Annotated in this window: 24 protein-coding genes; 13 read left to right on the forward strand and 11 right to left on the reverse strand. The window is 62.6% G+C overall.

The window, feature by feature from the left end; genetic code table 11:
- The first annotated feature begins 224 nt into the window (after positions 1-224).
- On the forward strand, positions 225-1,256 hold the full coding sequence (locus FJ867_RS22145) for a hypothetical protein (protein ID WP_140818596.1): 1,032 nt from the start codon (positions 225-227) through the stop codon (positions 1,254-1,256).
- On the opposite strand, the gene FJ867_RS22150 is transcribed toward FJ867_RS22145, so the two are convergent.
- The 3 genes from FJ867_RS22150 to FJ867_RS22160 all read right to left on the reverse strand — a co-directional run bounded on the left by FJ867_RS22150 (position 1,234) and on the right by FJ867_RS22160 (position 4,137).
- A complete protein-coding gene (locus FJ867_RS22150) occupies positions 1,234-1,581 on the reverse strand; it encodes a DUF1491 family protein (protein WP_140494737.1) in 348 nt (115 codons plus the stop codon). The two genes, FJ867_RS22145 and FJ867_RS22150, sit on opposite strands and share 23 nt — an antisense overlap.
- Before the next feature lie 71 nt (positions 1,582-1,652).
- The gene (locus tag FJ867_RS22155; RefSeq protein WP_140629388.1) at positions 1,653-2,417 is read right to left on the reverse strand and encodes a peptidoglycan-binding protein; all 765 of its coding nucleotides are present in this window, start codon (positions 2,415-2,417) and stop codon (positions 1,653-1,655) included.
- Positions 2,392-4,137 (reverse strand): PAS domain-containing sensor histidine kinase, encoded by a 1,746-nt coding sequence (locus FJ867_RS22160; RefSeq protein WP_140520733.1) that lies wholly within the window; start codon positions 4,135-4,137, stop codon positions 2,392-2,394. The genes FJ867_RS22155 and FJ867_RS22160 overlap by 26 nt, the downstream gene beginning before the upstream one ends.
- Before the next feature lie 533 nt (positions 4,138-4,670).
- Between FJ867_RS22160 and FJ867_RS22165 the strand changes: the two genes are divergently transcribed.
- Entirely contained in the window at positions 4,671-5,021 is a 351-nt protein-coding gene (locus FJ867_RS22165; protein WP_140517959.1) for a DUF5330 domain-containing protein, read from the forward strand.
- A 98-nt stretch (positions 5,022-5,119) separates the two neighbouring features.
- On the forward strand, positions 5,120-5,548 hold the full coding sequence (locus FJ867_RS22170) for a SufE family protein (RefSeq protein WP_140495047.1): 429 nt from the start codon (positions 5,120-5,122) through the stop codon (positions 5,546-5,548).
- A gap of 182 nt (positions 5,549-5,730) precedes the next feature.
- Here FJ867_RS22170 and FJ867_RS22175 read toward each other — a convergent pair whose 3' ends face one another.
- Both FJ867_RS22175 and FJ867_RS22180 read right to left on the reverse strand, forming a co-directional pair.
- A complete protein-coding gene (locus tag FJ867_RS22175; protein ID WP_095089970.1) occupies positions 5,731-6,156 on the reverse strand; it encodes a MucR family transcriptional regulator in 426 nt (141 codons plus the stop codon).
- A 429-nt stretch (positions 6,157-6,585) separates the two neighbouring features.
- Positions 6,586-6,954 carry an SH3 domain-containing protein gene (locus FJ867_RS22180; RefSeq protein ID WP_140520957.1) on the reverse strand — a complete coding sequence of 123 codons (369 nt, stop codon included), beginning with the start codon at positions 6,952-6,954 and terminating at the stop codon, positions 6,586-6,588.
- Between the two features lie 116 nt (positions 6,955-7,070).
- Here FJ867_RS22180 and FJ867_RS22185 point away from each other — a divergent pair, with 116 nt between their 5' ends.
- From FJ867_RS22185 to FJ867_RS22195, 3 genes are all read left to right on the forward strand, one after another.
- Complete coding sequence (locus FJ867_RS22185) at positions 7,071-9,185, forward strand: S9 family peptidase (protein WP_140738168.1); 2,115 nt, start codon at positions 7,071-7,073, stop codon at positions 9,183-9,185.
- Between the two features lie 67 nt (positions 9,186-9,252).
- Positions 9,253-9,879, forward strand: a complete 627-nt coding sequence (locus FJ867_RS22190; protein WP_140520736.1) for a LysE family translocator — start codon at positions 9,253-9,255, stop codon at positions 9,877-9,879.
- 160 nt (positions 9,880-10,039) lie between these two features.
- On the forward strand, positions 10,040-10,429 hold the full coding sequence (locus FJ867_RS22195) for an SET domain-containing protein-lysine N-methyltransferase (protein WP_140580842.1): 390 nt from the start codon (positions 10,040-10,042) through the stop codon (positions 10,427-10,429).
- Here FJ867_RS22195 and FJ867_RS22200 read toward each other — a convergent pair whose 3' ends face one another.
- The 4 genes from FJ867_RS22200 to FJ867_RS22215 all read right to left on the reverse strand — a co-directional run bounded on the left by FJ867_RS22200 (position 10,430) and on the right by FJ867_RS22215 (position 13,643).
- On the reverse strand, positions 10,430-11,380 hold the full coding sequence (locus FJ867_RS22200; protein WP_140580841.1) for a cytochrome c: 951 nt from the start codon (positions 11,378-11,380) through the stop codon (positions 10,430-10,432).
- A gap of 9 nt (positions 11,381-11,389) precedes the next feature.
- Complete coding sequence (locus tag FJ867_RS22205) at positions 11,390-11,827, reverse strand: cytochrome c (protein ID WP_140580839.1); 438 nt, start codon at positions 11,825-11,827, stop codon at positions 11,390-11,392.
- Positions 11,828-11,988: 161 nt separating this feature from the next.
- A complete protein-coding gene (locus FJ867_RS22210) occupies positions 11,989-12,591 on the reverse strand; it encodes a superoxide dismutase (protein WP_140494754.1) in 603 nt (200 codons plus the stop codon).
- A 173-nt stretch (positions 12,592-12,764) separates the two neighbouring features.
- Positions 12,765-13,643 (reverse strand): branched-chain amino acid aminotransferase, encoded by an 879-nt coding sequence (locus FJ867_RS22215; protein ID WP_140517955.1) that lies wholly within the window; start codon positions 13,641-13,643, stop codon positions 12,765-12,767.
- 154 nt (positions 13,644-13,797) lie between these two features.
- Between FJ867_RS22215 and FJ867_RS22220 the strand changes: the two genes are divergently transcribed.
- On the forward strand, positions 13,798-14,460 hold the full coding sequence (locus tag FJ867_RS22220) for a haloacid dehalogenase type II (protein WP_140494758.1): 663 nt from the start codon (positions 13,798-13,800) through the stop codon (positions 14,458-14,460).
- Positions 14,461-14,662: 202 nt separating this feature from the next.
- Entirely contained in the window at positions 14,663-15,487 is an 825-nt protein-coding gene (locus tag FJ867_RS22225; RefSeq protein ID WP_140553967.1) for a L,D-transpeptidase, read from the forward strand.
- A gap of 85 nt (positions 15,488-15,572) precedes the next feature.
- Here the strand turns inward: FJ867_RS22225 and FJ867_RS22230 are convergent, their stop codons facing one another.
- A complete protein-coding gene (locus tag FJ867_RS22230; protein ID WP_140580837.1) occupies positions 15,573-17,111 on the reverse strand; it encodes a helicase HerA-like C-terminal domain-containing protein in 1,539 nt (512 codons plus the stop codon).
- Positions 17,112-17,394: 283 nt separating this feature from the next.
- On the opposite strand from FJ867_RS22230, the gene FJ867_RS22235 reads away from it, so the two are divergent.
- From FJ867_RS22235 to FJ867_RS22250, 4 genes are all read left to right on the forward strand, one after another.
- The gene (locus FJ867_RS22235) at positions 17,395-18,837 is read left to right on the forward strand and encodes a methylmalonyl-CoA mutase subunit beta (protein ID WP_140517951.1); all 1,443 of its coding nucleotides are present in this window, start codon (positions 17,395-17,397) and stop codon (positions 18,835-18,837) included.
- The gene (scpA, locus tag FJ867_RS22240) at positions 18,834-20,954 is read left to right on the forward strand and encodes a methylmalonyl-CoA mutase (RefSeq protein WP_140738171.1); all 2,121 of its coding nucleotides are present in this window, start codon (positions 18,834-18,836) and stop codon (positions 20,952-20,954) included. Before FJ867_RS22235 ends, scpA begins: the two co-directional genes overlap by 4 nt.
- A gap of 111 nt (positions 20,955-21,065) precedes the next feature.
- Entirely contained in the window at positions 21,066-21,287 is a 222-nt protein-coding gene (locus FJ867_RS22245; RefSeq protein ID WP_140494768.1) for an AbrB/MazE/SpoVT family DNA-binding domain-containing protein, read from the forward strand.
- Positions 21,284-21,673 (forward strand): type II toxin-antitoxin system death-on-curing family toxin, encoded by a 390-nt coding sequence (locus tag FJ867_RS22250; protein ID WP_140580834.1) that lies wholly within the window; start codon positions 21,284-21,286, stop codon positions 21,671-21,673. Before FJ867_RS22245 ends, FJ867_RS22250 begins: the two co-directional genes overlap by 4 nt.
- 9 nt (positions 21,674-21,682) lie before the next feature.
- Here FJ867_RS22250 and greA read toward each other — a convergent pair whose 3' ends face one another.
- The gene (greA, locus tag FJ867_RS22255) at positions 21,683-22,159 is read right to left on the reverse strand and encodes a transcription elongation factor GreA (RefSeq protein WP_140494772.1); all 477 of its coding nucleotides are present in this window, start codon (positions 22,157-22,159) and stop codon (positions 21,683-21,685) included.
- A 116-nt stretch (positions 22,160-22,275) separates the two neighbouring features.
- On the opposite strand from greA, the gene FJ867_RS22260 reads away from it, so the two are divergent.
- On the forward strand, positions 22,276-23,652 hold the full coding sequence (locus tag FJ867_RS22260) for a TIGR03808 family TAT-translocated repetitive protein (protein ID WP_140517948.1): 1,377 nt from the start codon (positions 22,276-22,278) through the stop codon (positions 23,650-23,652).
- Positions 23,653-23,660 lie beyond the last annotated feature (8 nt).

A 23,660-nucleotide genomic window follows, 5' to 3' on the forward strand; every position in this document is an offset into this window, starting at 1 on the left:
TGGTGCCGTTCTCGGCACGAAAGACAGTACCATGCCCATGGTTCGCGTATTCCTCTCGGTTGCCCCGGAGCACAACGCAACGCCTCCAAATATCATTAAGGCCGGCAGAGGGTTAACGGAGCGCTAACGGATCCCAGCTAACTTGATCTTTGTTTTTGGCAATCGCGAAACCGACATGGTTCCGAGCATGGTCAGGCGTGTATAGAGTATCGGGCGTATCCCTCGTGTCATCTTCGGACTTCAGGCAAATCGCGGTAGGGACGGAATCGGGAAAGGCCGAAAGGCTGTTCCGCGCAGCGGTGTCTGCGTTCTGCTCGCTTACGCGGCCGTCCCGCCGGGAGATCGGCCAACTGGAAGATCTGACGCTGCCGCTGTTCGACAACGTGTCCGTCGAATCGCGCCGCTACGTGGCGGCGGCCCTCTCTGAATGCGAATATGCTCCGGCCGGGCTGGTGCGGCGCCTGTGCGAGGAGCCGGTAGACATCGCCGCCCCCTTGCTCATCCGCTCGCGCGCAGTCAGTGACATCGACCTCATTGCGCTGATCGGCCGGCACGGGCTGCCGCATGCGCGCGCGATCGCGCGCCGCAAGAACCTTAATCCGACTATCGCCGATCTGATCAGGGCACTGGAAAGGCCGACGCTGGTGCGGGTGCGCGATCCGGAAGCGGAAGTCTCTCCGGCACAAACCGCTCCCTCGAAGGCGCCGGCCGCCGACAGCGCGGCGAAGCAGCAGACGCCGGGCGTTGGTGCCGAAAATGCGCGGCGCAGACTGCGCTCCATGATGCGGACCGGCGAGGAGGCGCAGGCGGCGCAGGTCGATCCGTTCACCGGAGCCGACACCTATGCCAAATTGCGCGAGACGGCGCTGACCGGAAACGCCGCCTTCTTCCAGACCGCGCTCGCCGACGCGCTCGATATCGATTTCTCGACGGCCAGGTTGCTGACGGCGAACCAGAATTACATGCCGCTGCTGGCGGCGCTGCGCTCGCTCGACCTCAGCGAGGACCGGGCATTCCTGATCACGGTTGCCGTCTACTTCCGCGAGTTTCCGCATCCGCAGGCGATCCGAACCTTCCTCGATCGCTACCGGCTCCTGCACCGCGACGCGGCGCTGGACAAGGTGCGGGAATGGAAGGCCGTGACCCTGTCCGATGTGGTTCGCGACGCCGCCCCCACCAACAGCGCCAGCCGCGAGGCGTCGAACAGTGACGATGCAGCGGCCTTCCCTGGCCTCAGGACATCTTCACGGAAATAAGCTCCTCGACAGGAACAGCGCCGGCCTCGATCTCAACCACCCAGATGTCGGGATCGAATTTCTTCTCGCGTTCCAGCCTGGCGTCCAGCACCGAAGCATCGGCGGCGGTGGCGAGAAGGCTAAAGAAACGGTCGTCGGGCTTGGCCGAATCGTAGCTCGTCTGTGGCGCCGGCCCATAGAGAGCGATTTCACCAAGCCGGCTCCGCGTCAGGACGAACACGGCGCCGGCTTCGGTCGCGCCGCGCTTGACCACGGCGGCAAATCCGCCCGCGCCGAAAACCCGACGCAACAGGGCCGATACCCACAGATCCGTGGTCACGCGCATGAGAAAAGTCCGGACAGCATGCGGGCTATCTATCGGTATTTACACCGCTGGGCGAGCCGTTGTTTGCGCCGTCAGTTGGTCAGGCCGATCTCGCGCATCTTGACATAGACCAGTTCGTCGGGCTCGCCGGTCTGCGGCAGGCCGAACAGCGACTGGAATTCCTTGATGGCCGCCTTGGTACGGGCGCCGACGACGCCGTCGAGCTGCATGTCGTCATTGCCGAAGGCCTTGAGCCCGGCCTGTATCTTGACAATGCGAGGATCCGGCGCTTGGGAAGCCGTATCGGTCTGCAGCGACACTGGAACCGCCTGCGACACTTCGGGACGCGGTTGCGGTTTCGGCACGGCGGCGGTTTTCGGGGTCGCGCCCAGCTGATCGAGCAGCAGCGCGTCGATCTCGCCGGACGTGTTGAGCCCAACCTTCTGCTGATAGGCCTGGATCGCCTTGCGCGTGTTGGGTCCGGAAATGCCGTCGACCGTGCCGGCGTAGAAATCGAGATCCTTCAATATGCCCTGCACCTGCTCCACCACCGGATCGCCCTTGACCGGCGCCGGCGCGGTACTTGGCCGCACGATGTTGAAGGTGGTCTCCGGCTCATCAGCGGCCGCGTGCGGAACGCCCTGCATGCTGCGGGTCGCGAAGAAGGCGCCGGCATGCGGAAAAGGCTGGTACCACAGCGCATTCGCCGAAACGTAGAACAGCGTCACCAGGAATGCCGTCGACCCTCCCGCCAGGACGGGATTGCGCGAAATCATGCCGCCGATGGCGACGGCTCCGTCCTGGAAGGCGTTGCTGCGGCGCTTGGCCGCCTTAGGCTGTTTTGCGGAGCGCGCCATTTCCGTCCCCTTTCGCCCTGGCCAGCGGCATCGTCAGCACCCCGGCCTTGTCCGCCGGCCGCCCTTTCGGCCCGTTCACCGGCAGGCTGATGGTGACCGTGGTGCCCTCGCCCGGCATGCTTTCGATCGACATGGTGCCTTCGTGCAGCGCCACCAGTCCCTTGACCAGCGACAGGCCAAGGCCGGTCCCCTCGAAACGACGGGTATAGTCGTTCTGGATCTGCATGAACGGCTTGCCGAGATTGGCGAAATCTTCCTCGGCGATACCGATGCCGGTGTCCCGCACCCAGAAATGCAGGCGCGAACCGATCCGCTTGGCACCGACGACGACATCGCCGCCATCGGGCGTGAACTTGATCGCATTCGAGACGAGATTGATGAGGATCTGCTGCACGGCGCGCCGGTCGGCGTTGATTTCGCCGGCGTCCGGCGCGATCTGCGCCTTGAGATCGATGTTCTTGGCCTGCGCCTGGAGCCGCATCATCTGCTGACACATGTCGACGGCTTCCATGAAGCGGAATGGCTCCGGTTCGGTCGCATAGACGCCCGATTCGATCCGCGACACGTCGAGAATGGAGGTTACGACGGCAAGCAGATGCTGGCCGGAATCGCGCACCAGACCGACATATTCCTTCTGCCGTGGATCCTTGAAGGCGCCGAACATCTCGTGCAGCAGCATGTCGGAGAATCCGATGATGGCATTGAGCGGCGTGCGCAGTTCGTGGCTCACCACCGCCAGGAAGCGCCCTTTCGCCACTTCGGCGGCGGCGGCCGCGTCATTGGCGGCGCCGAGGTCTTCGCGCAACCGGGCGACCTCGTCGTTCTCGCGCAGCACAAGCGTGAAAACGTCGCCCTGCTCCTGAGCGCGCATCAGTTCGAGCGAAAACGGCCGATAGTTGTCTGCCGCGCCATTGCCATTCTGTCCATTGCCGTCCTGCGGCAGCCTGACGCGCAACTCCAGCCTGCGCGACAGCGCCCCGTCTCGCATGTCGGCCAAGGCACTGAGATAGGAGACGCGATCCGAGAGATGCACGCGATCGAAAAGCCCGGTTCCGCAAAGCAGTTGCGGGGGCAGCTTCAACAGCGTACGCGCCTTTGCCGAGGCATCGATAACCTCGCCATGGCGGGCGACGCGCAGGACCACCGCGTCGATCATGTCTTCCAGACGATCGCCGGTGTCCCCTACGTCGGCCGCAGCCGCCGTGTTGCGAACCGCCGATATACGCGGCACCAGCGTCAGCGCCCAGGCCAATGGCAGCAGCCAGTGCCACGCGGCGATCGGCACCGCGGCGTGCGGGAGGACGGTTGCCGTCACAGGCTGCAACAGAATGGCGACGACGGCGCAGACGGCTCCCCACAGCGCCGCGCGGCGCGAGGCGCCGATCCACCAGGCTTCGAACGGCAGCGCCACGAAAAGCATCGCGACCGGAGAGCTCAGCCCGCCGGCAGCGGCAACAAGACCGGCGAGCGCAAGTCCCGCGATCGCCAGCGCGGCCCGGCCGGCCAGATCCATCCTGCCGGTCGCGGCCACCAGCAAGGCGATGAACCAGCAAAGACCAAAGGCCGCGAAGATGGCGGCCACGGTGACGGCTGCGCCCATGCCTGACGTGACGAGCGTGACGGCGGCACCGGCGGCAAAGAACGGAGCGGCCAGCATGGCGCCGATAAAGCGACGCTGACGCTCGCGGTCGTCCAGCCCAAGAATGGAGGGATGGACCATACGTTCACAACCGGCGGCCATTGCCCCAGGCAATTCAACGTATCTGGCCTTGATCGGCATCAACTCAACGCACCCGCACTCGTCGTGAACAGCTCTGCTTTTGCAGATCGTTTTGATTGACTCTGAAACTCGCACCCAGCCTTTAAAGAATGGATAAGGCAGGGCCGACCCAAGGCCCGGCCCACGGCGAATATCGGGATGGGAGCGCCCGAAAAGGCGGGCAAATGCCACCATAGTAAACGGAGGGTTATCCGCAGGGGCCGCCCGCAGCGTGGCCAGCCGCAGCGCACCGACCGCCTGATTTTGTGGAAAACGCAATAGAAACAAAGGAATATATGGCTGATGGATGATAAGAAAAATGGTTCCAATCTGAGACAAATCGACAGCAAAACGCTTCGTTTCGAATTTGCCTCAAATTTGAAGAAAATTCTCGGCTAACCCGCAAGCCGTCCTTTGCGCCTGTGTGCCAATATCCCGCCCACAAAAGAGGTCATGCTCATGGCTGCATGATCCGGTCACGACAAGAGGCGAGCATGTTCTTCCTGATGAGAATGGCTTTCTGGTTTTCGCTGGTGCTGCTGGCACTGCCGCTGGGCGTCGGTCCCGGCGAGCCGGGCCAGGAAAGCGTAGGACCGATCCAGGCCCTGTTCGCAGCCCGCGACGCGGTCGGCGACATCGCCGGTATTTGCGAACGCAAGCCCGATGTCTGTGAGACCGGCAAGTCGGCAATGCACACCATCACCGCAAGGGCCAAGGAGACAGCCAAGATCGCGGCCGCCATGCTGGACGACAAGTCCGCAGGCCCCGACATCTCCACAATGACCGGCAGCGTTCCCGAAGAAGTCGTCTTGCCCGAGACAGTCAACCTGCCGGTAAAGAATTAAGCCGTTTCGACGGCGCACCGCGGGCAGTCTGCCTCTCGACGCCCGCGGTGTCCTTGTTTTTCCGTGACGCGGCGACGGTGGATGACTATATCCCTGTCATGACGACCACGATCCAGACGATCCGCGACGACTTCTCATTCCTTGACGAATGGGAGGACCGCTATCGTTATGTCATCGAACTCGGCGAGGCGCTGCCGCCATTCCCGGATGAGGAACGCACCGCCGCCAACAAGGTGCCGGGCTGCGTCAGCCAGGTCTGGCTGACCACCGAACGGGGACCGGGCGGCGATCCGGTCATCACCTTCAGGGGCGATTCGGACGCCCATATCGTACGCGGGCTGGTGGCGATCATGCTGGCGCTGTTCTCCGGCAAGACCGCCAGCGAGATCCAGAAAATCGATGCGGAAGCGACGCTGAAGGCGCTCGGCCTGGACGAGCACCTGTCGCCGCAGCGCGCCAACGGCCTTCGCTCGATGGTCAAGCGCATCAGGCGCGACGCAGAGGCCGCACTCGAGCAGACGGCCTGATATCGCCTCCGCGATCAGCCGATCGCATCATACCGCGCACTGGTACCAGCGCTGTCCGGCCCGGCCGGCAAAGTAAAACGGCGCCCGAAGGCGCCGATGTCGATCTGAACCTTCCGTCCGGCTCTATCTATCGTTTGAGCCGCATTCTGCGATACCAAGTGTACTCACCTGGCAGCAAATGCTTAGCGGGCCTTGCGCTTGCGGCCGAGCCCCATCTTCTTGGCGAGCTGGGAGCGGGCGGCCGCGTAGTTCGGGGCAACCATCGGGTAGCTCGGGTCGAGGTTCCACTTTTCGCGATACTGATCCGGCGTCAGATCATAATGAGTCATCAGGTGACGCTTGAGCGACTTGAACTTTTTGCCGTCTTCAAGGCAAACGATGTAGTCGTCATGAACCGAGCGCTTCGGGTTCACTGCCGGCTTCTGCTTGTCGGCGGGCGGCTGTTCGGCGGTTCCGCCCACACGCCCGAGAGCAGCATGGACATCGGAGATGAGGTTCGGCAGTTCGCCGACCGGCACGGGATTGTTGCTGACATAGGCGGCCACCACGTCGGCGGTCAGCTCGATCAGCGCGTCGCTGTTTCTGGAAGGTGTTTCGACAATATCCATGGTCTTCAGGCCCCAACGAGAGTTAGTTTAGTGCGCCCTTTTTTACAGGCAAGGCATTGCACGAATTTTGTGCAGACAGAGCTTCTGCGATTCGTGTCGCGGGGGCATCAATGAACCTACCTAGCAAGTAAGTCAATTCGATCCTTGCACTATATTGAACGATGTTGATCAAATATTTTCGGATCAGCTTCAATCTTTCGTGCACGATGTAATTTTTCGATATTTCGCAGGCGAAACCAGCGACCGGTGACGCAGCGTTAGCTAACCGTTACATTCGCGCTAACTCACAAAGCATCTCCGAGTGCTTCGCTTTGCTTGGCGATCGCGCCGGCAATCTTGGTTGCTCACCCCCTTTCACAAAACCATAGGTTGCCCCACCTCGGCCATTGCCGGCCCTCACGCGTCGTGCAGCCGACCAGCTCGGATCACTCAATACGGGGCGATGTATTTGCCATAGGCCCACCCGGTGACAAAACCGCCGTTCTTCGCCGGATCATGCCAGACTTCGCACCAGCGATAGCGAACCGCCTGCTGCTGCTTCCATGCCGGCTGATTGGCGATGTCGAGCAGGTTCGTCCCGCCAGTGCATCGTCCGGTCATCTGCAAAACGGTGCCGTTCGGATATGCGGCCTGTTTCTGGGACGTGCCCGAGGGATATTTGCGCACGTTGAGCGTGTCGCCGAACGGCACGTTGGCCACTTGCCAAGCGGCGAATACGGTCGCATGAGATTGGCCGGCGATGGCCATAGTTGCGGAAACGACGGCGAGAGCCGCGACGGTGCGAGCATAGATATACATTATTTCTCCTCCCGGCCCGCTTTCTGGAGCCCGGCGCAGCAATAAGACCCGGCTCTTGAACCCGCGCTGATCGGCGTGTTCATTGGCCATTCAGGACATTTCCAAAGCGAGACGCAATGACCAAAACTTCTGCATTCCCGGATGTCACCCCGCCAACGCCCGAGAAGCGGCCGGTTTTCGACACGCATCACGGTATCACGCGAACGGACGACTATGCCTGGCTGCGGGCCGACAATTGGCAGGAGATGTTCAGGGACCCCGCATTGCTCGATGCGGGCATCCGCGCCCATCTCGAGGCCGAGAACGCCTACCAGTCGAAGCTGATGGCCGACACGGCCGATTTGCGGAAGCGGCTGTTCAAGGAGATGAAGGGTCGCATCAAGGAGGACGATTCTTCCGTGCCGATGAAGGACGGACCCTACGCGTATGGCTCCTCCTTCAAACTCGGCGGCGAGCAGCCGCGCTATTTCCGCATGCCGCGGGACGGCGGCGCGCAGCATATCCTGCTCGACGGCGATGCCGAGGCCGAAGGCAAGGCCTATTTCCGGCTTGGCGGCGTCGATCATTCGGCCGACCATGGCAAGCTTTTATGGGCGTTCGACGACAAGGGCTCCGAATTCTATACGCTTCGGGTGCGCGACCTCTCCGACGGCAAGGAACTCGCGGACACGGTTCCAGACACCGGCGGTTCGGGGGTGTGGAACGCCGCCAATGACGGGTTTTTCTACACCCGGCTCGACCCCAACCACCGTCCCTCCAAGGTGCTGTTCCATGCGCTTGGGCAGGATCCGGCAAGCGACCGGCTGATCTATGAGGAAAATGATCCCGGCTTTTTCATGAATGTCGGCGGCACGCGCTCCAATGAATGGATCATGGTTGCCATCAACGACCACGAGACATCGGAATACCGGCTGCTGAGCGCGGGCGAGCCGTTTGGCGAGCCGAAGCTGGTGGCGGCGCGCGAGACCGGTCTTCAATACGAGATGGAGGAAGGCGGCGACTTTTTCTTCATCCTGACCAACGCCGATGGGGCCAAGGACTTCAAGATCATGACGGCGCCGGCGAGCGATCCGATCCGCGCCAACTGGCAGGAACTGGTTCCGCACGAGGCCGGCCGGCTGATCCTGTCGGTGATCGGCTTCAAGAACCATATGGTCAGGCTGGAGCGCAAGGAGGGCCTGCCGCGCATCGTCGTGCGCGACCGTGCAACCGGCGAGGAACACCTGATCTCCTTCGACGAGGAGGCGTTTTCGCTCGGCCTGTCGGGATCCCTGGAATACGACACCGAGATCATGCGCTTCACCTATTCATCGATGACGACGCCGGCGCAGGTCTTCGACTACAACATGCGCACCCGCGAGCGCGTGTTGCTCAAGACCCAGGAGGTGCCGTCCGGCCACGACCCGGAGCGCTATGTCACGCGTCGGCTGATGGCGCCCGCGGCTGATGGCGAATTGGTGCCGGTCTCGCTCTTGTACCGCCGCGATACCCCGCTGGACGGCTCCGCGCCTTGCCTGCTTTACGGCTACGGTTCCTATGGCATCACAGTGCCGGCGGCCTTCAACACCAACTGGTTCTCGCTGGTCGACCGCGGCTTTGTCTTTGCGATCGCCCACGTCCGCGGCGGCAAGGACAAGGGCTATGGCTGGTACGATGACGGCAAGCGGGCGCACAAGATGAACACTTTCACCGATTTCATCGCCTGTGCACGCCATCTGGTCGCCGAACGCTACACTGTGCATGACCGCATCGTCGCGCAAGGTGGATCCGCCGGCGGCATGCTGATGGGCGCGGTCGCCAACATGGCGCCGGACCGTTTCGGCGGCATCGTTGCCGAGGTGCCTTTCGTCGACGTGCTCACCACCATGCTCGACGCCAGCCTGCCGCTGACCCCGCCGGAGTGGCCTGAATGGGGCAATCCGATCGCGTCGGCGGACGACTACCGGACGATCGCCGCTTACTCGCCCTATGACAATGTCGCCGCGCTCGGCTATCCACCGATCCTGGCGCTAGCCGGTCTCACCGACCCGCGCGTCACCTATTGGGAACCGGCCAAATGGGTGGCGCGGCTGCGCGAGCGCAAGACGGGCGACAATCCGGTCCTGTTCAAGATCAACATGGAATCGGGCCATGCCGGCGCGTCCGGCCGGTTTTCCCGGCTTGAGGAGATCGCCTACACATATTCATTCGCCTTGAAAGTGACAGGCAAGGCAACAGGGCCGCAGGGCTGAAGCGGTCATTGCCCTTCGGCCCCTGGCGTGACTTGATCGGCGACGAACGCCGAGGAGGATGCGAGCAATGATCGACCTGGCCACATTGACCACCTATGTCGCCGTGGTGCTCGGTTTTGTGTTTATTCCCGGCCCCGCCACGCTGCTGACGGTCGCGCGGGCAACGAGTTCGGGAACCAAAGCCGGCATCGCAACCGGCGCAGGGATCGCGGCCGGCGACGTGTTTCACACCTTCACGGCCATGGTCGGCATCTCGGCGATCATCGCCGCATCGGCGGTGTTGTTCAGCGCCGTGAAGTATCTCGGTGCGGCATATCTCGTTTATCTCGGCATTCGCGCGATCATGGAAAAGACGCCGGCCGATCTCGCCGCCGGCAGGTTCCCAATCTCAGCGGGCAAGGCGTTTCGGCAAGCCATACTGACTGAGATGCTCAACCCCAAGACGGCGCTTTTCTTCCTCGCGTTCCTGCCACAGTTCGTCCGGCCCGAAAACGGATCGGTAATGCTCCAGCTGGCGGTATTGGGGATCATCTTTGTTCTGCTGGGCCTCTTCAGCACAGTGGTTTTCGCGGTGAGCGCAGGCGGGCTTGGCACTTTCCTGCGTCGAAATCCCACGGTGTTGAAATGGCAGGGCAAGATTGTCGGCGGCATCTATTGCGGCCTGGGCGTGCGGCTGGCGCTTCAGCAGCGCTGACGCGAAACGGTGACCGGCGCGGCCTTCTCGGCGAGCCGGGCAATCATTGGTTTTTGAACTCCGTGTTGCTGGTTTTCGCTCGCAATTGCGATGCCCGCGCGCTACCCAAGGCGCGTTTTGTCCCGGGCCATGACAGCCCACAATCGCACAAGGGCCTGCCATGCTGCTCGTCGACGTCTATCTCGACAAATCCCCCATCCAGGGCATTGGTGTCTTTGCCAAGAATCCCATTTCCCGCGGCACGATGATCTGGAAGCTGGATCCGAGATTCGACCGGCTCATCGAGGTCGAGACCTATGAGAGCCAGACAGGACCGGTGAAGAGCTATCTCGACCGCTATGCCTATCCGGACAGGCGAGATCCGAACTACATCGTCTTCGAGGCCGACGATGCACGCTACATGAACCACGCCGACGAGCCGAATTGCGACGTATCCTCGCCCGAGGAAAGCTTTGCGTTGCGCGACATCGCGGCCGGCGAGGAACTGACCTGCAACTACAATCATTTCTTCGAGGCGGGCTTCGACTTCCTGGGCGATCGCCACCCGTAGTCAGCTCGCCGGTTTTTTGCGCGCCGGATAGCCGTTCGGATGCGGCGGAACCGCCTTGAGATAGGCCGCGATCGCCGCGCGGTCCTCGGGCGCCAGTTCGGCCATGTTCCTCTGCACGTCGACCATGGCCCCGCCAACGGAATCGAAATCGGGCGTGAAGCCGGTTTCGAGATAGTTGGCGATATCGGCCTGCGACCAGTCGCCGATGCCGCCCTCCCCGGAGGTGATATTGGGGACGATGCCGCTGCCTTCGGCGGCTGTGGCTCCAGCCAGCCACTCGCTCTTCTTTGTCCCCCCCGCAAGGTCACGCGGTGTGTGACATTCGCCGCAATGACCCGGTCCCTCGACCAGGTAGCGACCGGCAATCACAGGACCAGGGACGCCTTCGGGCAGGGACACAACAGGCTGCTCGCTGAGATAGAGCCGTTTCCACAAGCCGATGCCGCGACGGATGTTGAACGGAAAACTCAACGAATTGGCCGGCGCTCGGCCGGCAACCGCCGGCAGCGTCTTCAGGAAGGCATAGAGATCGGCAATGTCGGCGGGCTTCATGCGCGCGTAGGACGTATAGGGAAATGCCGGATAGAAATGCTCGCCCGACGGCGAGACACCCTTCAGCATGGCATTGGCGAGATCCTCGGCCGACCACGCGCCGATGCCGTCCTTGGGGTCTTGCGAAATGTTGGGCGGCACAAACGTGCCAAACGGAGTCTTGAGTTCAAGGCCGCCGACAAGTTCGAGCCGCTCATCGCCTTTCGAACCGGGTTTTGCATGGCAGGAGGTGCAGCCGCCGGCATAAAAAATGCGCTTGCCCCTGGCCGCGTCACCAGGCGCGAGCTTGGCCATAGTTTCCGCGTCGAGCTTCACCGGCGCCGAAAGCGTCCACGCGGCAACCGCGCCGACGCCGCCGAGCACGAGTGCGGCGCCGACAAACTTCCTCAGCCATGCCATGGCCGGCGATCAGCCTTTCTTGACCCTGTAGCCCTTGTGGCAGGTGCCGCAGTCGGTGCCGATGACGCCGATTTGCGTCTTCAGGGACTCCACGTCGGCTGGGGCCGCGGCGACCGCGGCCTTGACGTCGGCAAGATACTTGTCTTCCGTCGCCTTGAAGCCGGCCATGTCTTGCCAGATCTTCGGCGCCGCCGTGGTGTCGCCCGTGTCGCTGCCCGCCGGGAACAGGACGTCGGCGTCGAATTTTTCCGCGTTCGCCTGGAGCGCCTGCAGCGCAGTCAGTACGGCGGCGGCATCAAAGGGCTCCTCACCCTTGACCACTTTCGACAGGCCGCCGACGATCTTCCCGCGCTCCTTCATCAGGGCCTGGCGGTCGAGGATCGGGTCGGCAAAGGCCGCCGAACCGGCGAACGCGAGCATAGAGATGGCGACGACAAGCTTTCTCATTCAATTGGCTCCATGATGAAGGCATTTCGGGACAGGACGTTAACGGACGTGAAGGGAGGAATATTCCCTTCCCCCAACGATTTTGCCAGACCTTTACTGCTGTGGGATCTCGGCACACAAAAAGAAAAGCCCCGGGAGTGCCGGGGCTTTCTGAATCTCGATCAGGCTTTCGCTTTTTCGTAGAGTTCGAGAACATGATCCCAGTTGATCAGGCTGTCGACGAAGGCCTCGAGATATTTCGGCCGGGCGTTGCGATAGTCGATGTAATAGGAGTGCTCCCAGACATCGACGCCGAGAATCGGCGCCGCGCCATGGACGAGGGGATTCTCGCCGTTCGGCGTCTTCGAGATCGCCAGCTTGCCATCCTTGACCGAAACCCAGGCCCAGCCGGAACCGAACTGGGTCGTGCCGGCGGCGATGAAGTCGGCCTTGAATTTGTCGTAGCCGCCCAGATCGCTGTCGAAAGCCGTCTGCAACGCGCCCGGCAGCTTGTTGCCGCCGCCGCCCTTTTTCATCCACTTCCAGAAATGGATGTGATTGTAGTGCTGGGCGGCATTGTTGAAGAGGCCGGCATTCTTGCCGAACGACTGCTTGACCACCTCTTCTACCGACAGATCGCCAAGGCCGGCTTCGGCGGCAAGCTTGTTGCCGTTGTCGACATAGGCCTTGTGGTGCTTGTCGTGGTGATATTCCAGCGTCTCTTTCGACATGTAGGGCTGCAAGGCCTCATAGTCGTAAGGCAGAGCGGGCAATTCAAAAGCCATGGAAGGTACTCCCTCAAGGAAAATCCGGTGTCGATACCGGACTAAGATAGGTCTGGATTGGGTTCGGACAACTCCGAAAAGTGAAGCGCCGGGTGCTCTTTCTAAGCGGGTTCCGGAGAACTGTCACACAGTTTCCGGAAACCGGGCGCATTGCGACGAAAAGTCTGGACGGATCAGCCCGCCGACGTCGAATGCGCCCAATCCCAATAGAGCTCCCGCGCCTTCTTGGCCACCGGCCCGGGCTGCAGGCTGCGGTCCTCGATGCGCGTGATCGGAATGACCTTGGAATGGTTGCCGGTCGAAAAAATCTCATCCGCCTCGAGGAATTCACGCACCGACAGCGCCTTCTCGGTGGTCTTGAACCCGTACTCGCCAAGCAACGTCATCGTGCGCGAGCGGGTGATGCCGGACAGGAAGGTGCCGTTCGGCGCCGGCGTCAGGACGTGGCCGTCCTTGACCAGGAAGATGTTCGAGGTTCCGGTCTCGGCGACGTTGCCCAGCATGTCGAGCACCAGGGCGTTGTCGAAGCCGCGCATCTTGGCTTCGAGGATGGCACGGCCATTGTTGGGATAGAGGCAGCCGGCCTTGGCGTTGGTCGGCATGGTTTCGATAGTCGGGCGCCGGAACGGCGAAACCGTCACGGAAAAGCCGGTCGGCGAGATCATCGGCGATTCGTAGAGGCACAGGCAGAAACGGGTCGAGGCAGGATCGGCCGGCACGCCCATATAGCCGCCGTGCTCGGCCCAATACATCGGCCTGATATAGACAGCCGTCTTGCCATCGAATTTCTTCAATCCGTCCCAGGTCAGTCCGACGATCTTCTCGGCCGTCATCGAAGGCTTGAGACCGAGCGCGATCGCCGAGGCATTCACGCGCGCGGCATGAAGCTCAAGATCGGGAGCGACGCCCTCGAACCAGCGGGCGCCGTCGAACACGCTGGTGCCGAGCCACATTGCGTGGCTGCGCGGGCCCAAAACGGCGACATTGCCCTCGTACCAGTCGCCGTCGACGAAAGTCCATGTCGCGGAAAGTGCGGCAGCCGCCAGTGTCATTGCTTTGTCCCGTTCCGATCAATCTCGTGTTGCAGCATTGGATGACGCTTTGGCCGGCGTCGTCAACCAGCATCGGGGAGTTTTGTTGAGGCCACGGACGGCGCGCTGCAATCAAGACTTGCACCTTGCCCCGCCTCGCCTCAAAACTGTTGCCATGCAATACGCCGCTTATGTTTTCGACGCCTACGGCACACTGTTCGATGTTCATGCCGCCGTGCGCCGCCACGCCGACGCCATCGGACCGGACGGCCAGTTGCTGTCCGAGATCTGGCGCGCCAAGCAACTCGAATATTCCTGGGTGCGTACGTTGATGGGCGCCTATGCCGATTTTTGGCAACTCACCGAGCAGGCACTTGATTTCGCGTTGCACAAGGTGCCCTCTGCCGATCCCGGCCTCAAGGCGGCATTGCTGGATGCCTATTGGCGGCTGGACTGCTATGCGGAAGTGCCCGCCGTGCTGAAGGCGCTGAAGGCGTCCGGCGCCAAGCTGGCAATCCTGTCCAACGGTTCACCGGAAATGCTGGAGGCAGCCGTTAAATCCGCGGCGCTCGATCAGGTGCTGGACGATATCTATTCCGTCGATGCGGTACGGCGCTTCAAGACCGATCCGTCGGTCTACGACATGGTCACGACAGGCTGGCGCCTCTATCCGGGTGCGGTCTCCTTCCAGTCGTCCAACCGCTGGGACATTGCCGGCGCGACCAAGTTCGGCTTCCGCACCGTGTGGATCAACCGCTCCAACCAGCCGGAGGAGTATCGGGATTTTCCACCGGCCCTGATCCTGCCGTCGCTCGATGCCCTTGTCACAGGTGGCTAACGCATGCGGCCCAAAAGTAATCCTGGTTTTCGCTCCTGTGACCGTAGCGCCACAGTGGCGACGCGGTCACAGCTTCGCCTTTGTTTGTCCACCTTGAGGCCAGATTCGGAACCGCCTATCGCGCCCAAGTGTTGATCAGGCACCCTCGCAACGGTCGGCATATTCATGCTTTGTTGCGATTTCAGACTTAAAGAAGGCAACCATGTTCCCAGCCGAAATCGAATCCTATCGCCTGAGCCGTCGCGGCTTTCTCAATGCCGCAGCCCTGGGCGCCGCCTCGATCGCGGTTTCCGCATGCGCCACCACCGGGTCCGGGCCAGTCGAGCCACCGCCACCGGCCTATGTCGAGCCGCCGCTCGCCGACTACGTGACGATGTACGCCGCCGTCAGCGATGGCGGTTTCGAAGTGCCGGCCATTCCCGTCGACAGGATCGATCCGCAATTCCTGCGCCAGATCGTGCCCGACCCGACCGGCCAGAAGCCGGGAACCATCGTCGTCGATACGACCGGCCACTTCCTCTATCTGGTTCGTCCGGGCGGCCAGGCGATCCGCTACGGCGTCGGCCTCGGCCGCGCCGGCTTCGAATGGTCGGGCGATGCCGTCGTCCAGTGGAAACAGAAGTGGCCGAAATGGACGCCGCCGGACGAGATGATCGCCCGGCAGCCGGAACTGAGGCAATACAGCGCTGACAATGGCGGTATGCCGGGCGGGCTGAAAAACCCGCTCGGTGCACGTGCGCTCTATCTCTTCCAGGGCAACGTCGACACGCTCTACCGGCTGCACGGCTCGCCGGAATGGCGTTCGATCGGCAAGTCGGTGTCGTCGGGCTGCGTGCGCCTGATGAACCAGGACATTATAGACCTATATGATCGCGTGCCTTCGAAGACCCCGGTCATCGTGACCAGCGACGCCAGCCAGCCCATGGTGGCGACCGCGAATCACAAAGCCATCCCGATCGATGCCGGCGTGCCGGACGGATCGGTGCTGCTTGGCCCGGTGAAAGCGGTGACCGACGCGATTTTCTGATGGGAGCGAGGGTGAATGCGGCGACTCGCCGCCTTCACCTCCACATCAGCCTATCCCTGCATGGCCGTTGCGCGATCGCGCTTCCCTATCTGCCCCTCGACAGACTCCCGAGTATCCCGCGCACGATGGCGCGGCCGACCGACGAGCCGACAGAGCGCACCACCGACTTGATCGCGGCTTCCGCCACCGTCTGGCGGTTGGACGGGCGCGGTTGAGGCGGGCGTCTGCCGCCGGGTTGCGGCGGCGGAGCATCATTGCCGAAGCCCGGAATGGTCCAGCGTGAACGGCCGGCGTCGGCCTGCTGTGCCTCGGCATCCGCCGCGTCCTTGGCCTTTTTCTGCAGCATCTCGAAAGCCGATTCGCGATCGACACCCTCATCGTACTCACCGATCACCGGGCTTTCCTGGATCAGCTTCCGCCGCTCGGCTGGGGTTATGGGCCCAAGTCGTGACGATGGCGGACGGATCAGCGTGCGCTGGACCATGGACGGGATGCCCTTGGCTTCCAGCACTGAAACCAGCGCTTCGCCGGTGCCCAGTTGCGTGATCACGGTCGCGCAATCGAAATCCGGATTTGGCCGGAACGTCTCGGCCGCGGTCCTTACCGCCTGCTGCTCGCGCGGCGTGTAGGCGCGCAACGCATGCTGGACCCGGTTGCCGAGCTGGGCCAGAACCTTCTCAGGAATATCCAGAGGGTTCTGCGTGACGAAATAGACGCCGACGCCCTTCGAGCGAATCAGACGCACCACCTGCTCGACGCGGTCGATCAGCACCTTCGGCGCGTCGTCGAAAAGCAGATGTGCCTCGTCGAAGAAGAAGACCAGCTTCGGCTTGTCGGGATCGCCCACTTCGGGCAGTTCCTCGAACAGTTCCGACATCAGCCAAAGCAGGAACGTCGCGTAGAGCCGCGGATTCATCATCAGCTTGTCGGCGGCCAGCACGCTGATAGCGCCGCGGCCATCGCGGGTGGTGCGCATGATGTCGGCGATGCGCAATGCCGGCTCGCCGAAGAAATTCGCCGCCCCCTGCTGTTCCAGCACCAGCAGCGTGCGCTGGATGGCGCCGACCGAGGGTTTCGTCACATTGCCGTAGCGGGCGCTGATCTCTTCGGCGCGCCCGGCGATATTGGCGAGCAGCGCCTGCAGGTCCTTGAGGTCGAGCAGCAGCAGGCCTTCCTCATCGGCGATGCGGAAGGCGATGTTCATGATGCCTTCCTGGGCTTCGGACAAATTCATCAACCGCGACAAGAGCAGCGGGCCCATCTCGGAGATGGTGGCGCGGATGGGGTGGCCCTGTTCGCCGAACAGATCCCAGAAGATGACGGGGAATTCCTGGAAGTCATAGGGGTCGAGCTTGACCTGCTCGGCGCGCTTGACCAGGAAATCCTGCGCCGTGCCGATCATGGCTATACCGGAGAGATCGCCCTTGATGTCGGCGCAGAACACCGGCACGCCGGCATTGGAGAATCCCTCGGCCAATATTTGCAAGGTGACCGTCTTGCCGGTGCCGGTGGCACCGGTCACCAAGCCGTGACGGTTGCCATAGTGCAAAAGCAGGTTTTCGGGACGCTGATAGCTGTCGTCGGGCTTGCGGCTGGCGCCTATGAAAATGGTGTCGTCAGCCATATGTCCGGTCTCCGCAAACTGCTGTGTATAAAACCAGCCCCTTGCCCGAAGGTATAGTGGGGCCCTTGCACAGCGACAATGGCGATCAGCGAAAATGGCCTTTTTTGGAGCTTGCGGATTTTGCCCATGTTTGGCAATCGTTCATGCTTCGTGCTCGAAGGCTGGTGTACGCTCGAGGGATCGAATTCGAGTCTTGGAAGCGCATTGCATTGCGGTATCGCACCGGGACCCGTAGACTGAAGTGCTCCAGGCTGATGCGGCCGCATAGTGACGAGGACAGTGGATGAGCGCCGGAGCCTTGACCAGGGATAACGAAGTTCCGAATGCCGACCGGCAGCGATGGCTGGCCCTGGCTGAAAAGGCGCTCGCCGGCGCATCTTTCGAGGAAAAACTGGTCTCGCACACCGATGACGGCATCCGCGTGGAACCGCTTTATGAGCGCGCGGCGGCGGCCGAGCCGATCGTGCGCGCCAACCCCGGATCGCCGTGGATCGTCAGCCAGCGCATCGACGATCCCGACATTGGTCGCGCCAAAGCCCAGGCGCTGGAGGACGTCGCGCAGGGCGCGACGGGATTGTCGCTCGTCTTCGAAGGTGCCCCGAACGCCTTCGGCTACGGCCTGCCGAGAACGGCGCAGGCGCTGGAGACGGTTCTGGACGGCATCCCGTTAAACCGCGTCCAGATCCGGATCGACGCCCACCCATGGAGCCGCCCCATGGCCGACTGGCTGGTGGCGTTCCTTGGCAAGCGCCGCTCCGATCCGGCAAAGCTCAACCTCTCCTTCGGGATCGATCCGGCGGCGATCCTGGCCGGAACCGGCCGGTTGCGCATGTCGATCGAGGCGCTGCAGGAATCCATGCCGCAATCGCTGGCACATTTCTTTTCGATGGGCGTGCCCGGCGTGCTGCTCGAGGCGGATGGGCGGGTGTTCCACAATGCCGGCGCCACGGAGGCGCAGGAGCTTGGCATCATGCTCGCTTCGGCCGTCTCCTATCTCAGGATGTTCGAGAAAGCGCGGCAACCGCTCGTCTACGCAGCGCCCCATATCGGGTTTGCGCTGAGCGCCGACCAGGATCAGTTCCTGTCGATGGCCAAGGTCCGGGCCTTGCGCAGGCTGTGGGCTCGCGTCCAGGAAGCCTGCTCGATCCCGACTTCGACGGCCAATATTCACGCCGAGACGTCGTTTCGGATGATGACGGCATTGGACCCGGAGACCAACATCCTGCGCACGACGATCGCCTGCTTCGCCGCGGCGGCGGGCGGAGCCGATTCGATCGCCATCCTGCCGCACACCGTCGCGCATGGCCTGCCGGCGCCTTTCGCACGCCGCGTGGCCCGTAATGCGCAGTTGATCATGGCCAATGAAAGCCACATCGATCAGGTCGCCGATCCCGCCTGCGGCTCCGGTGGCGTCGAAGCGCTCACCGCTGGCCTCTGCGAAGCGGCCTGGTCCGAGTTGCAGGCGATCGAGGCCGAGGGCGGCGTGCTGTCCAGCCTTCAGGACGGACGCATACAGGAACGTGTTCGCACCGCCGCCGCCCAGCGTGCTGCCGCCTTCCGATCCCGCGAGCGCGCCATCGTCGGCGCCACGCTCTATCCGCAGAAAACCGAGCGCGCGGTCGAGACGCTGGCCGCGGAGCGGCGATCTGCGTTCACGGAAGGCATCGTCATGTGCGAGCCGCTGTTTCCGGTCCGCATCGATCAAGCGATCGGAGCCGCTTCTTGATTCCGGATTTCAGCCAGGTCGGCTGGGCGCCGCCTCGGCGGGCGCCGGTCGAGATCAAGGGCCAGCGGATGACGCCGGAAGGCCTTGCCGTCAAACATCTGTACAATCAGGGCGATCTCAAGGGGCTGCCGCATCTCGACACCTATCCGGGCATGCCGCCCTTCGTGCGCGGACCCTATCCGACCATGTATGTCCAGCAGCCGTGGACGATCCGGCAATATGCCGGTTTCTCGACGGCGGAAGAGTCAAACGCCTTCTACAGGCGCAATCTTGCCGCCGGCCAGAAAGGTCTGTCGGTCGCCTTCGATCTCGCCACGCACCGCGGCTATGACAGCGATCATCCGCGGGTGGCCGGCGATGTCGGAATGGCGGGCGTGGCCATCGATTCCATTCTCGACATGCGCCAGCTCTTCGACGGCATTCCGCTCGGCGAGATGACGGTGTCGATGACCATGAACGGCGCGGTGCTGCCGATCATGGCGCTCTACATCGTGGCTGCCGAGGAACAAGGGGTTGCGCAGAAGGATCTCGCAGGGACCATTCAGAACGACATTCTGAAGGAGTTCATGGTCCGCAACACCTATATCTATCCGCCGAAGCCCTCGATGCGGATCGTGTCGGACATCTTCTCCTACACATCCAGGCACATGCCGAAATTCAACTCGATCTCGATCTCCGGCTACCATATGCAGGAGGCCGGCGCGACGGCGGACCTGGAGCTCGCCTATACGATTGCCGACGGAATCGAATATGCCCGCGCCGGCGTCGCGGCCGAGCTCGACATCGACCGCTTCGCCCCGCGCCTGTCCTTCTTCTGGGCTGTTGGCATGAACTTCTTCATGGAAGTCGCCAAGCTCAGGGCGGCGCGGCTTCTGTGGTCGAGCCTGATGATGAAGAATTTTGCGCCGAAGGACGAGCGTTCGCTGTCCTTGCGCACCCACTGCCAGACCTCCGGCTGGTCGCTGACGGCGCAGGATCCCTACAACAACATCATCCGTACGATGATCGAGGCGATGGCCGCCACACAGGGCCATACACAATCGCTGCACACCAATTCCTTCGACGAGGCCATGGCGCTGCCGACGGATCATTCGGCCCGTATCGCCCGCAACACGCAGCTGATCCTGCAAAAGGAATCCGGCACCACGCGCATCATCGATCCGTGGGGCGGTTCGGCTTATCTCGAGAGGCTGACGCATGATCTGGCAGCGCGTGCGCTTGCCCATATCGAGGAGGTCGAGGCGCTCGGCGGCATGGCCGCGGCCACCGAGAAGGGCATTCCCAAGCTGCGCATCGAAGAGGCGGCCGCCCGCACCCAGGCGCGCATCGATTCAGGCGAGCAGGTGCTGGTCGGCGTCAACGCGCACCGGCCCGGTGCGGATATCGAAGTCGACGTCTTGAAGATCGACAATGCCGAGGTAAGAGCCCGGCAGCTATCGAAGCTGCAGCGGCTGAAGGGCACGCGCGACGTCGCGGTGCTCGAGAATGCGCTCGCAGCGCTCTCCCGCGCGGCCGCGAGCGGCGAGAACCTGCTCGAATTCGCCATCCACGCCGCGCGCGCCAATGCGACGGTCGGGGAGATTTCGCTGGCGCTGGAAAAGGTCTTTGGCCGCCACATCGCGTCGGTGCAGACGATTTCCGGCGTCTACCGCCAGGCGCTCGGCGACAATCCGGCCGTCGACCGGCTGCAGGAGAAGATCGGCGCGTTCGAAAAGAAGACCGGCGGCAAGCCGCGCATCCTGGTCGCCAAAATGGGACAGGACGGACATGACCGCGGCCAGAAGGTGATCGCCACAGCCTTTGCCGACCTCGGCTTCGACGTCACCGTCGGCGCCATGTTCCAGACGCCGGAGGAGATCGCGAAGCTGGCGGTGGAGCACGACGTTCATGTCGTCGGTGCCTCATCGTTGGCAGCAGGACACCTCACGCTCATCCCCGAACTCAGGGATGCGCTGAAGAGGCTCGGCCACAGCGACATGCTGATCGTTGCCGGCGGCGTGATCCCTCCGCAGGACTATGATGCCGTGCTGCAAGCGGGTGCGGCGGAAATCTTCCCGCCCGGTACCGTGATCCCGCAAGCAGCGGAGCGGCTGATCGACCGGCTGCTGGCGTCCTGAGTTATCGGCAACGAGTGTGTCCGAGCCTTCCTCCCATTCGTAAGTTATAATTTCTGTTGCAACAACACAGCGATCGAGTTATAATCGGCGTTGCAACAGGGCTGATCCAGCATGAACACCACCATTCGCAAGATCGGCAATTCCGAAGGTGTGATCCTGCCCAAGGAGCTACTCGACCGCCTGAATCTCAAAGCCGGTGATCAGCTTCAGGTTCTCGAAACGGACAAGGACATCGTCCTCAAACCGGTCGACGATAGTTTCGAGCGGCAGATGGAAGCTGCTCGCAAGGTCATGGACAAGTACAAGGTCGCGCTCCAGAAGCTCGCCGAATGAACTGGGAGTTCCTGTCGCGCCGCGCGGTGGAGGCGATGCATGCCGAACAATTGCGCCGGCATGGCGGCGCACAAGGTTTGCGGGATGAAAATGCACTTGAATCGGCACTGGCCTGGGCCGAGAACAAGGCTAATTACGGCACTCCGTCGATTGCAGATCTTGCAGCAGCCTATGTCTTCGGCATTGCCAGAAATCATGCCTTTGTCGACGGCAACAAACGCACGGCTATTGTCGCCGCCGGCGCCTTCCTGATCGTCAACGGTCACGTCCTGACGGCGGACAACGGCACGCTTTATGAATTCGTGATGGCTGTCGCCGCCGGCGAGATCGATGAAGCGGGTGCCGCCGCATTTTTTCGCGACCACATCGTGAAGACCGAGGACTGATGTTGGGGTTCAGCCGCCCGCGCTCAGCTTGACGATTTCCCATTCCTTGCCATTGACGGTGGCGACATCGCCGACCTTCTTGCCAAACAAAGCAATCGCCATTGGCGATACATGGGAAATGCTGCCTTTCGATGGGTCAGCCTCGTCCTCGCCGACGATCTTCCAGTGCACCTTTTTGCCGTCGTCGGCTTCGAGCGTGGCGCCCATGCCGAAGCGGATGACGTCGCTCCCGGGCTCGGGCACCGAAAGCTCGGCACTTTCGCGCCGCGCGGTCCAATAGCGCAGGTCGCGAGATACCAGTGCGATGCGCTCGCGGTCTCCCCGCCGCTCGGCTTTGGCCAATATGTCGCGCAGATCGGCCAGATTCTCGTCGATCATTGCCAGGCCACGCTCCGTCACCAGGTTGCGGTGTTGACTGATCGGCCGTTCGCCGACGCCTGCGATGGCGTTTTCGCTGTCTTCCTCGCGGGTAAAGGCTCTGCTCATTCCTTGAACTTATGCCCGCCCTCACGACTTCACAAGTCATTGCCCTCGCCGGGGACGCAGGTGCCTGACTGGCACGAATCCTGCCACTAGATGGGCAAAAGCCAGGACCTGTGCCGATGTTGAACAGACGCAAGCTGCTTGTCCGGACAGCCGGTTTTGCCGTGTTCGGGCTTTCGCTGGGCAAGGCAGCCGCCGCGAGCTTGCCCGGCGTCGAGAAAGCCTCGATGCGCGGATCGATCAACGCCACCGAGCTTGGCGTGCAACCCGGCACCTTTGACGATCAGAGCAAGGCTTTCGCCAAGCTGCTGCGCGAGGCCAGCGATCGCGACATGCCGGTTTTCCTGCAGCCCGGCACCTATGTCGTGTCCAACCTGACGCTGCCCGGCCGGGTGCGCCTTACCGGCGTGCCTGGCGCAACGCGCATCGTCTATGGTGGCGACGGCCACCTGTTCATGGCCGAACAAGCCGATCACATCGAGCTCAGCGGCCTGGTCCTCGACGGCTCAAACCGCTCGATGGGCGACTACGCGCAAGGACTGCTCGATCTGCGCCGCGTGGCGCATCTCATCGTCGATAATTGCCAGATAACCGGCAGCGGCAAGAACGGGCTGGCGCTCGAGCACGCGGCGGGCCGGGTCGAGCGCACGGAAATATCCGGAGCGGCGGACGCCGGCATCTATTCGGTCGAGGCCGCAGGGCTGGCGATCACAGGCAACACCGTCTCCGACTGCGCCAATGGCGGCATCCTCGTGCACCGCTGGCAAGCGGCGGAGGACGGCACCATCGTCACCGGCAACCGGGTCGAACGCATCGCGGCGCGCGGCGGCGGCACTGGCCAGAACGGCAATGGCATCAATGCCTTCCGCGCCGCCAACGTGATCGTCTCCGGCAATATTGTTTCGGACTGCGCATTCTCCGCCATCCGCGCCAACAGCGCCAGCAATCTGCAAGTATCGGGCAACACTTGCATGCGTTCCGGCGAAACGGCGGTCTATTCCGAATTCTCGTTCGAGGGCGCCGTTATCAGCAACAACATCGTCGATGGTGCCGCCAACGGCATCTCGATCGTCAATTTCAACGAAGGCGGACGCATGGGTGTTTGCTCGGGCAACATCGTGCGCAACCTGTCGACATCAGGCCCCTACCCCGCCGACCCGCCGGGATTCGGCGTCGGCATCGGCGTCGAGGCCGACACCACCGTGTCCAACAACGTCATCGAGAATGCGCCGCTCTACGGCATGTCGATCGGCTGGGGACCGTATCTGCGCAACGTCGTGGCCACCGGCAACATCATCCGCAAAGCGGGCACCGGCATCGTCGTCAGCGTGGTCGACGGTGCCGGAACCGCCATCATCTCCGACAATGTCATCGACGGCGCACGCAATGGCGCCATTGTCGGGCAGCGCTGGGCCGACCCGGCCACGGGCGATCTCGCCGCGTCAGCCGACACCGGCTTTCCGCATCTGACCGTCGAGCGCAATCATGTCAGTTGAGAGCGTCC

The sequence above is a fragment of the Mesorhizobium sp. B2-5-3 genome, assembly GCF_006441005.1.
In the GTDB taxonomy this organism is placed as follows: Bacteria; Pseudomonadota; Alphaproteobacteria; order Rhizobiales; family Rhizobiaceae; genus Mesorhizobium.

Excerpts from the sequence above, each read along its gene's own strand:
- FJ867_RS22150 (WP_140494737.1), bottom strand. The coding sequence starts at position 1,581 with ATGCGCGTGACCACGGATCTGTGGGTATCGGCCCTGTTGCGTCGGGTT.
- FJ867_RS22155 (WP_140629388.1), bottom strand. The coding sequence starts at position 2,417 with ATGGCGCGCTCCGCAAAACAGCCTAAGGCGGCCAAGCGCCGCAGCAAC.
- FJ867_RS22160 (WP_140520733.1), bottom strand. The coding sequence starts at position 4,137 with ATGGTCCATCCCTCCATTCTTGGGCTGGACGACCGCGAGCGTCAGCGT.
- FJ867_RS22165 (WP_140517959.1), top strand. The coding sequence starts at position 4,671 with ATGTTCTTCCTGATGAGAATGGCTTTCTGGTTTTCGCTGGTGCTGCTG.
- FJ867_RS22170 (WP_140495047.1), top strand. The coding sequence starts at position 5,120 with ATGACGACCACGATCCAGACGATCCGCGACGACTTCTCATTCCTTGAC.
- FJ867_RS22175 (WP_095089970.1), bottom strand. The coding sequence starts at position 6,156 with ATGGATATTGTCGAAACACCTTCCAGAAACAGCGACGCGCTGATCGAG.
- FJ867_RS22180 (WP_140520957.1), bottom strand. The coding sequence starts at position 6,954 with ATGTATATCTATGCTCGCACCGTCGCGGCTCTCGCCGTCGTTTCCGCA.
- FJ867_RS22185 (WP_140738168.1), top strand. The coding sequence starts at position 7,071 with ATGACCAAAACTTCTGCATTCCCGGATGTCACCCCGCCAACGCCCGAG.
- FJ867_RS22190 (WP_140520736.1), top strand. The coding sequence starts at position 9,253 with ATGATCGACCTGGCCACATTGACCACCTATGTCGCCGTGGTGCTCGGT.
- FJ867_RS22195 (WP_140580842.1), top strand. The coding sequence starts at position 10,040 with ATGCTGCTCGTCGACGTCTATCTCGACAAATCCCCCATCCAGGGCATT.
- FJ867_RS22200 (WP_140580841.1), bottom strand. The coding sequence starts at position 11,380 with ATGGCATGGCTGAGGAAGTTTGTCGGCGCCGCACTCGTGCTCGGCGGC.
- FJ867_RS22205 (WP_140580839.1), bottom strand. The coding sequence starts at position 11,827 with ATGAGAAAGCTTGTCGTCGCCATCTCTATGCTCGCGTTCGCCGGTTCG.
- FJ867_RS22210 (WP_140494754.1), bottom strand. The coding sequence starts at position 12,591 with ATGGCTTTTGAATTGCCCGCTCTGCCTTACGACTATGAGGCCTTGCAG.
- FJ867_RS22215 (WP_140517955.1), bottom strand. The coding sequence starts at position 13,643 with ATGACACTGGCGGCTGCCGCACTTTCCGCGACATGGACTTTCGTCGAC.
- FJ867_RS22220 (WP_140494758.1), top strand. The coding sequence starts at position 13,798 with ATGCAATACGCCGCTTATGTTTTCGACGCCTACGGCACACTGTTCGAT.
- FJ867_RS22225 (WP_140553967.1), top strand. The coding sequence starts at position 14,663 with ATGTTCCCAGCCGAAATCGAATCCTATCGCCTGAGCCGTCGCGGCTTT.
- FJ867_RS22230 (WP_140580837.1), bottom strand. The coding sequence starts at position 17,111 with ATGGCTGACGACACCATTTTCATAGGCGCCAGCCGCAAGCCCGACGAC.
- FJ867_RS22235 (WP_140517951.1), top strand. The coding sequence starts at position 17,395 with ATGAGCGCCGGAGCCTTGACCAGGGATAACGAAGTTCCGAATGCCGAC.
- FJ867_RS22245 (WP_140494768.1), top strand. The coding sequence starts at position 21,066 with ATGAACACCACCATTCGCAAGATCGGCAATTCCGAAGGTGTGATCCTG.
- FJ867_RS22250 (WP_140580834.1), top strand. The coding sequence starts at position 21,284 with ATGAACTGGGAGTTCCTGTCGCGCCGCGCGGTGGAGGCGATGCATGCC.
- greA (WP_140494772.1), bottom strand. The coding sequence starts at position 22,159 with ATGAGCAGAGCCTTTACCCGCGAGGAAGACAGCGAAAACGCCATCGCA.
- FJ867_RS22260 (WP_140517948.1), top strand. The coding sequence starts at position 22,276 with ATGTTGAACAGACGCAAGCTGCTTGTCCGGACAGCCGGTTTTGCCGTG.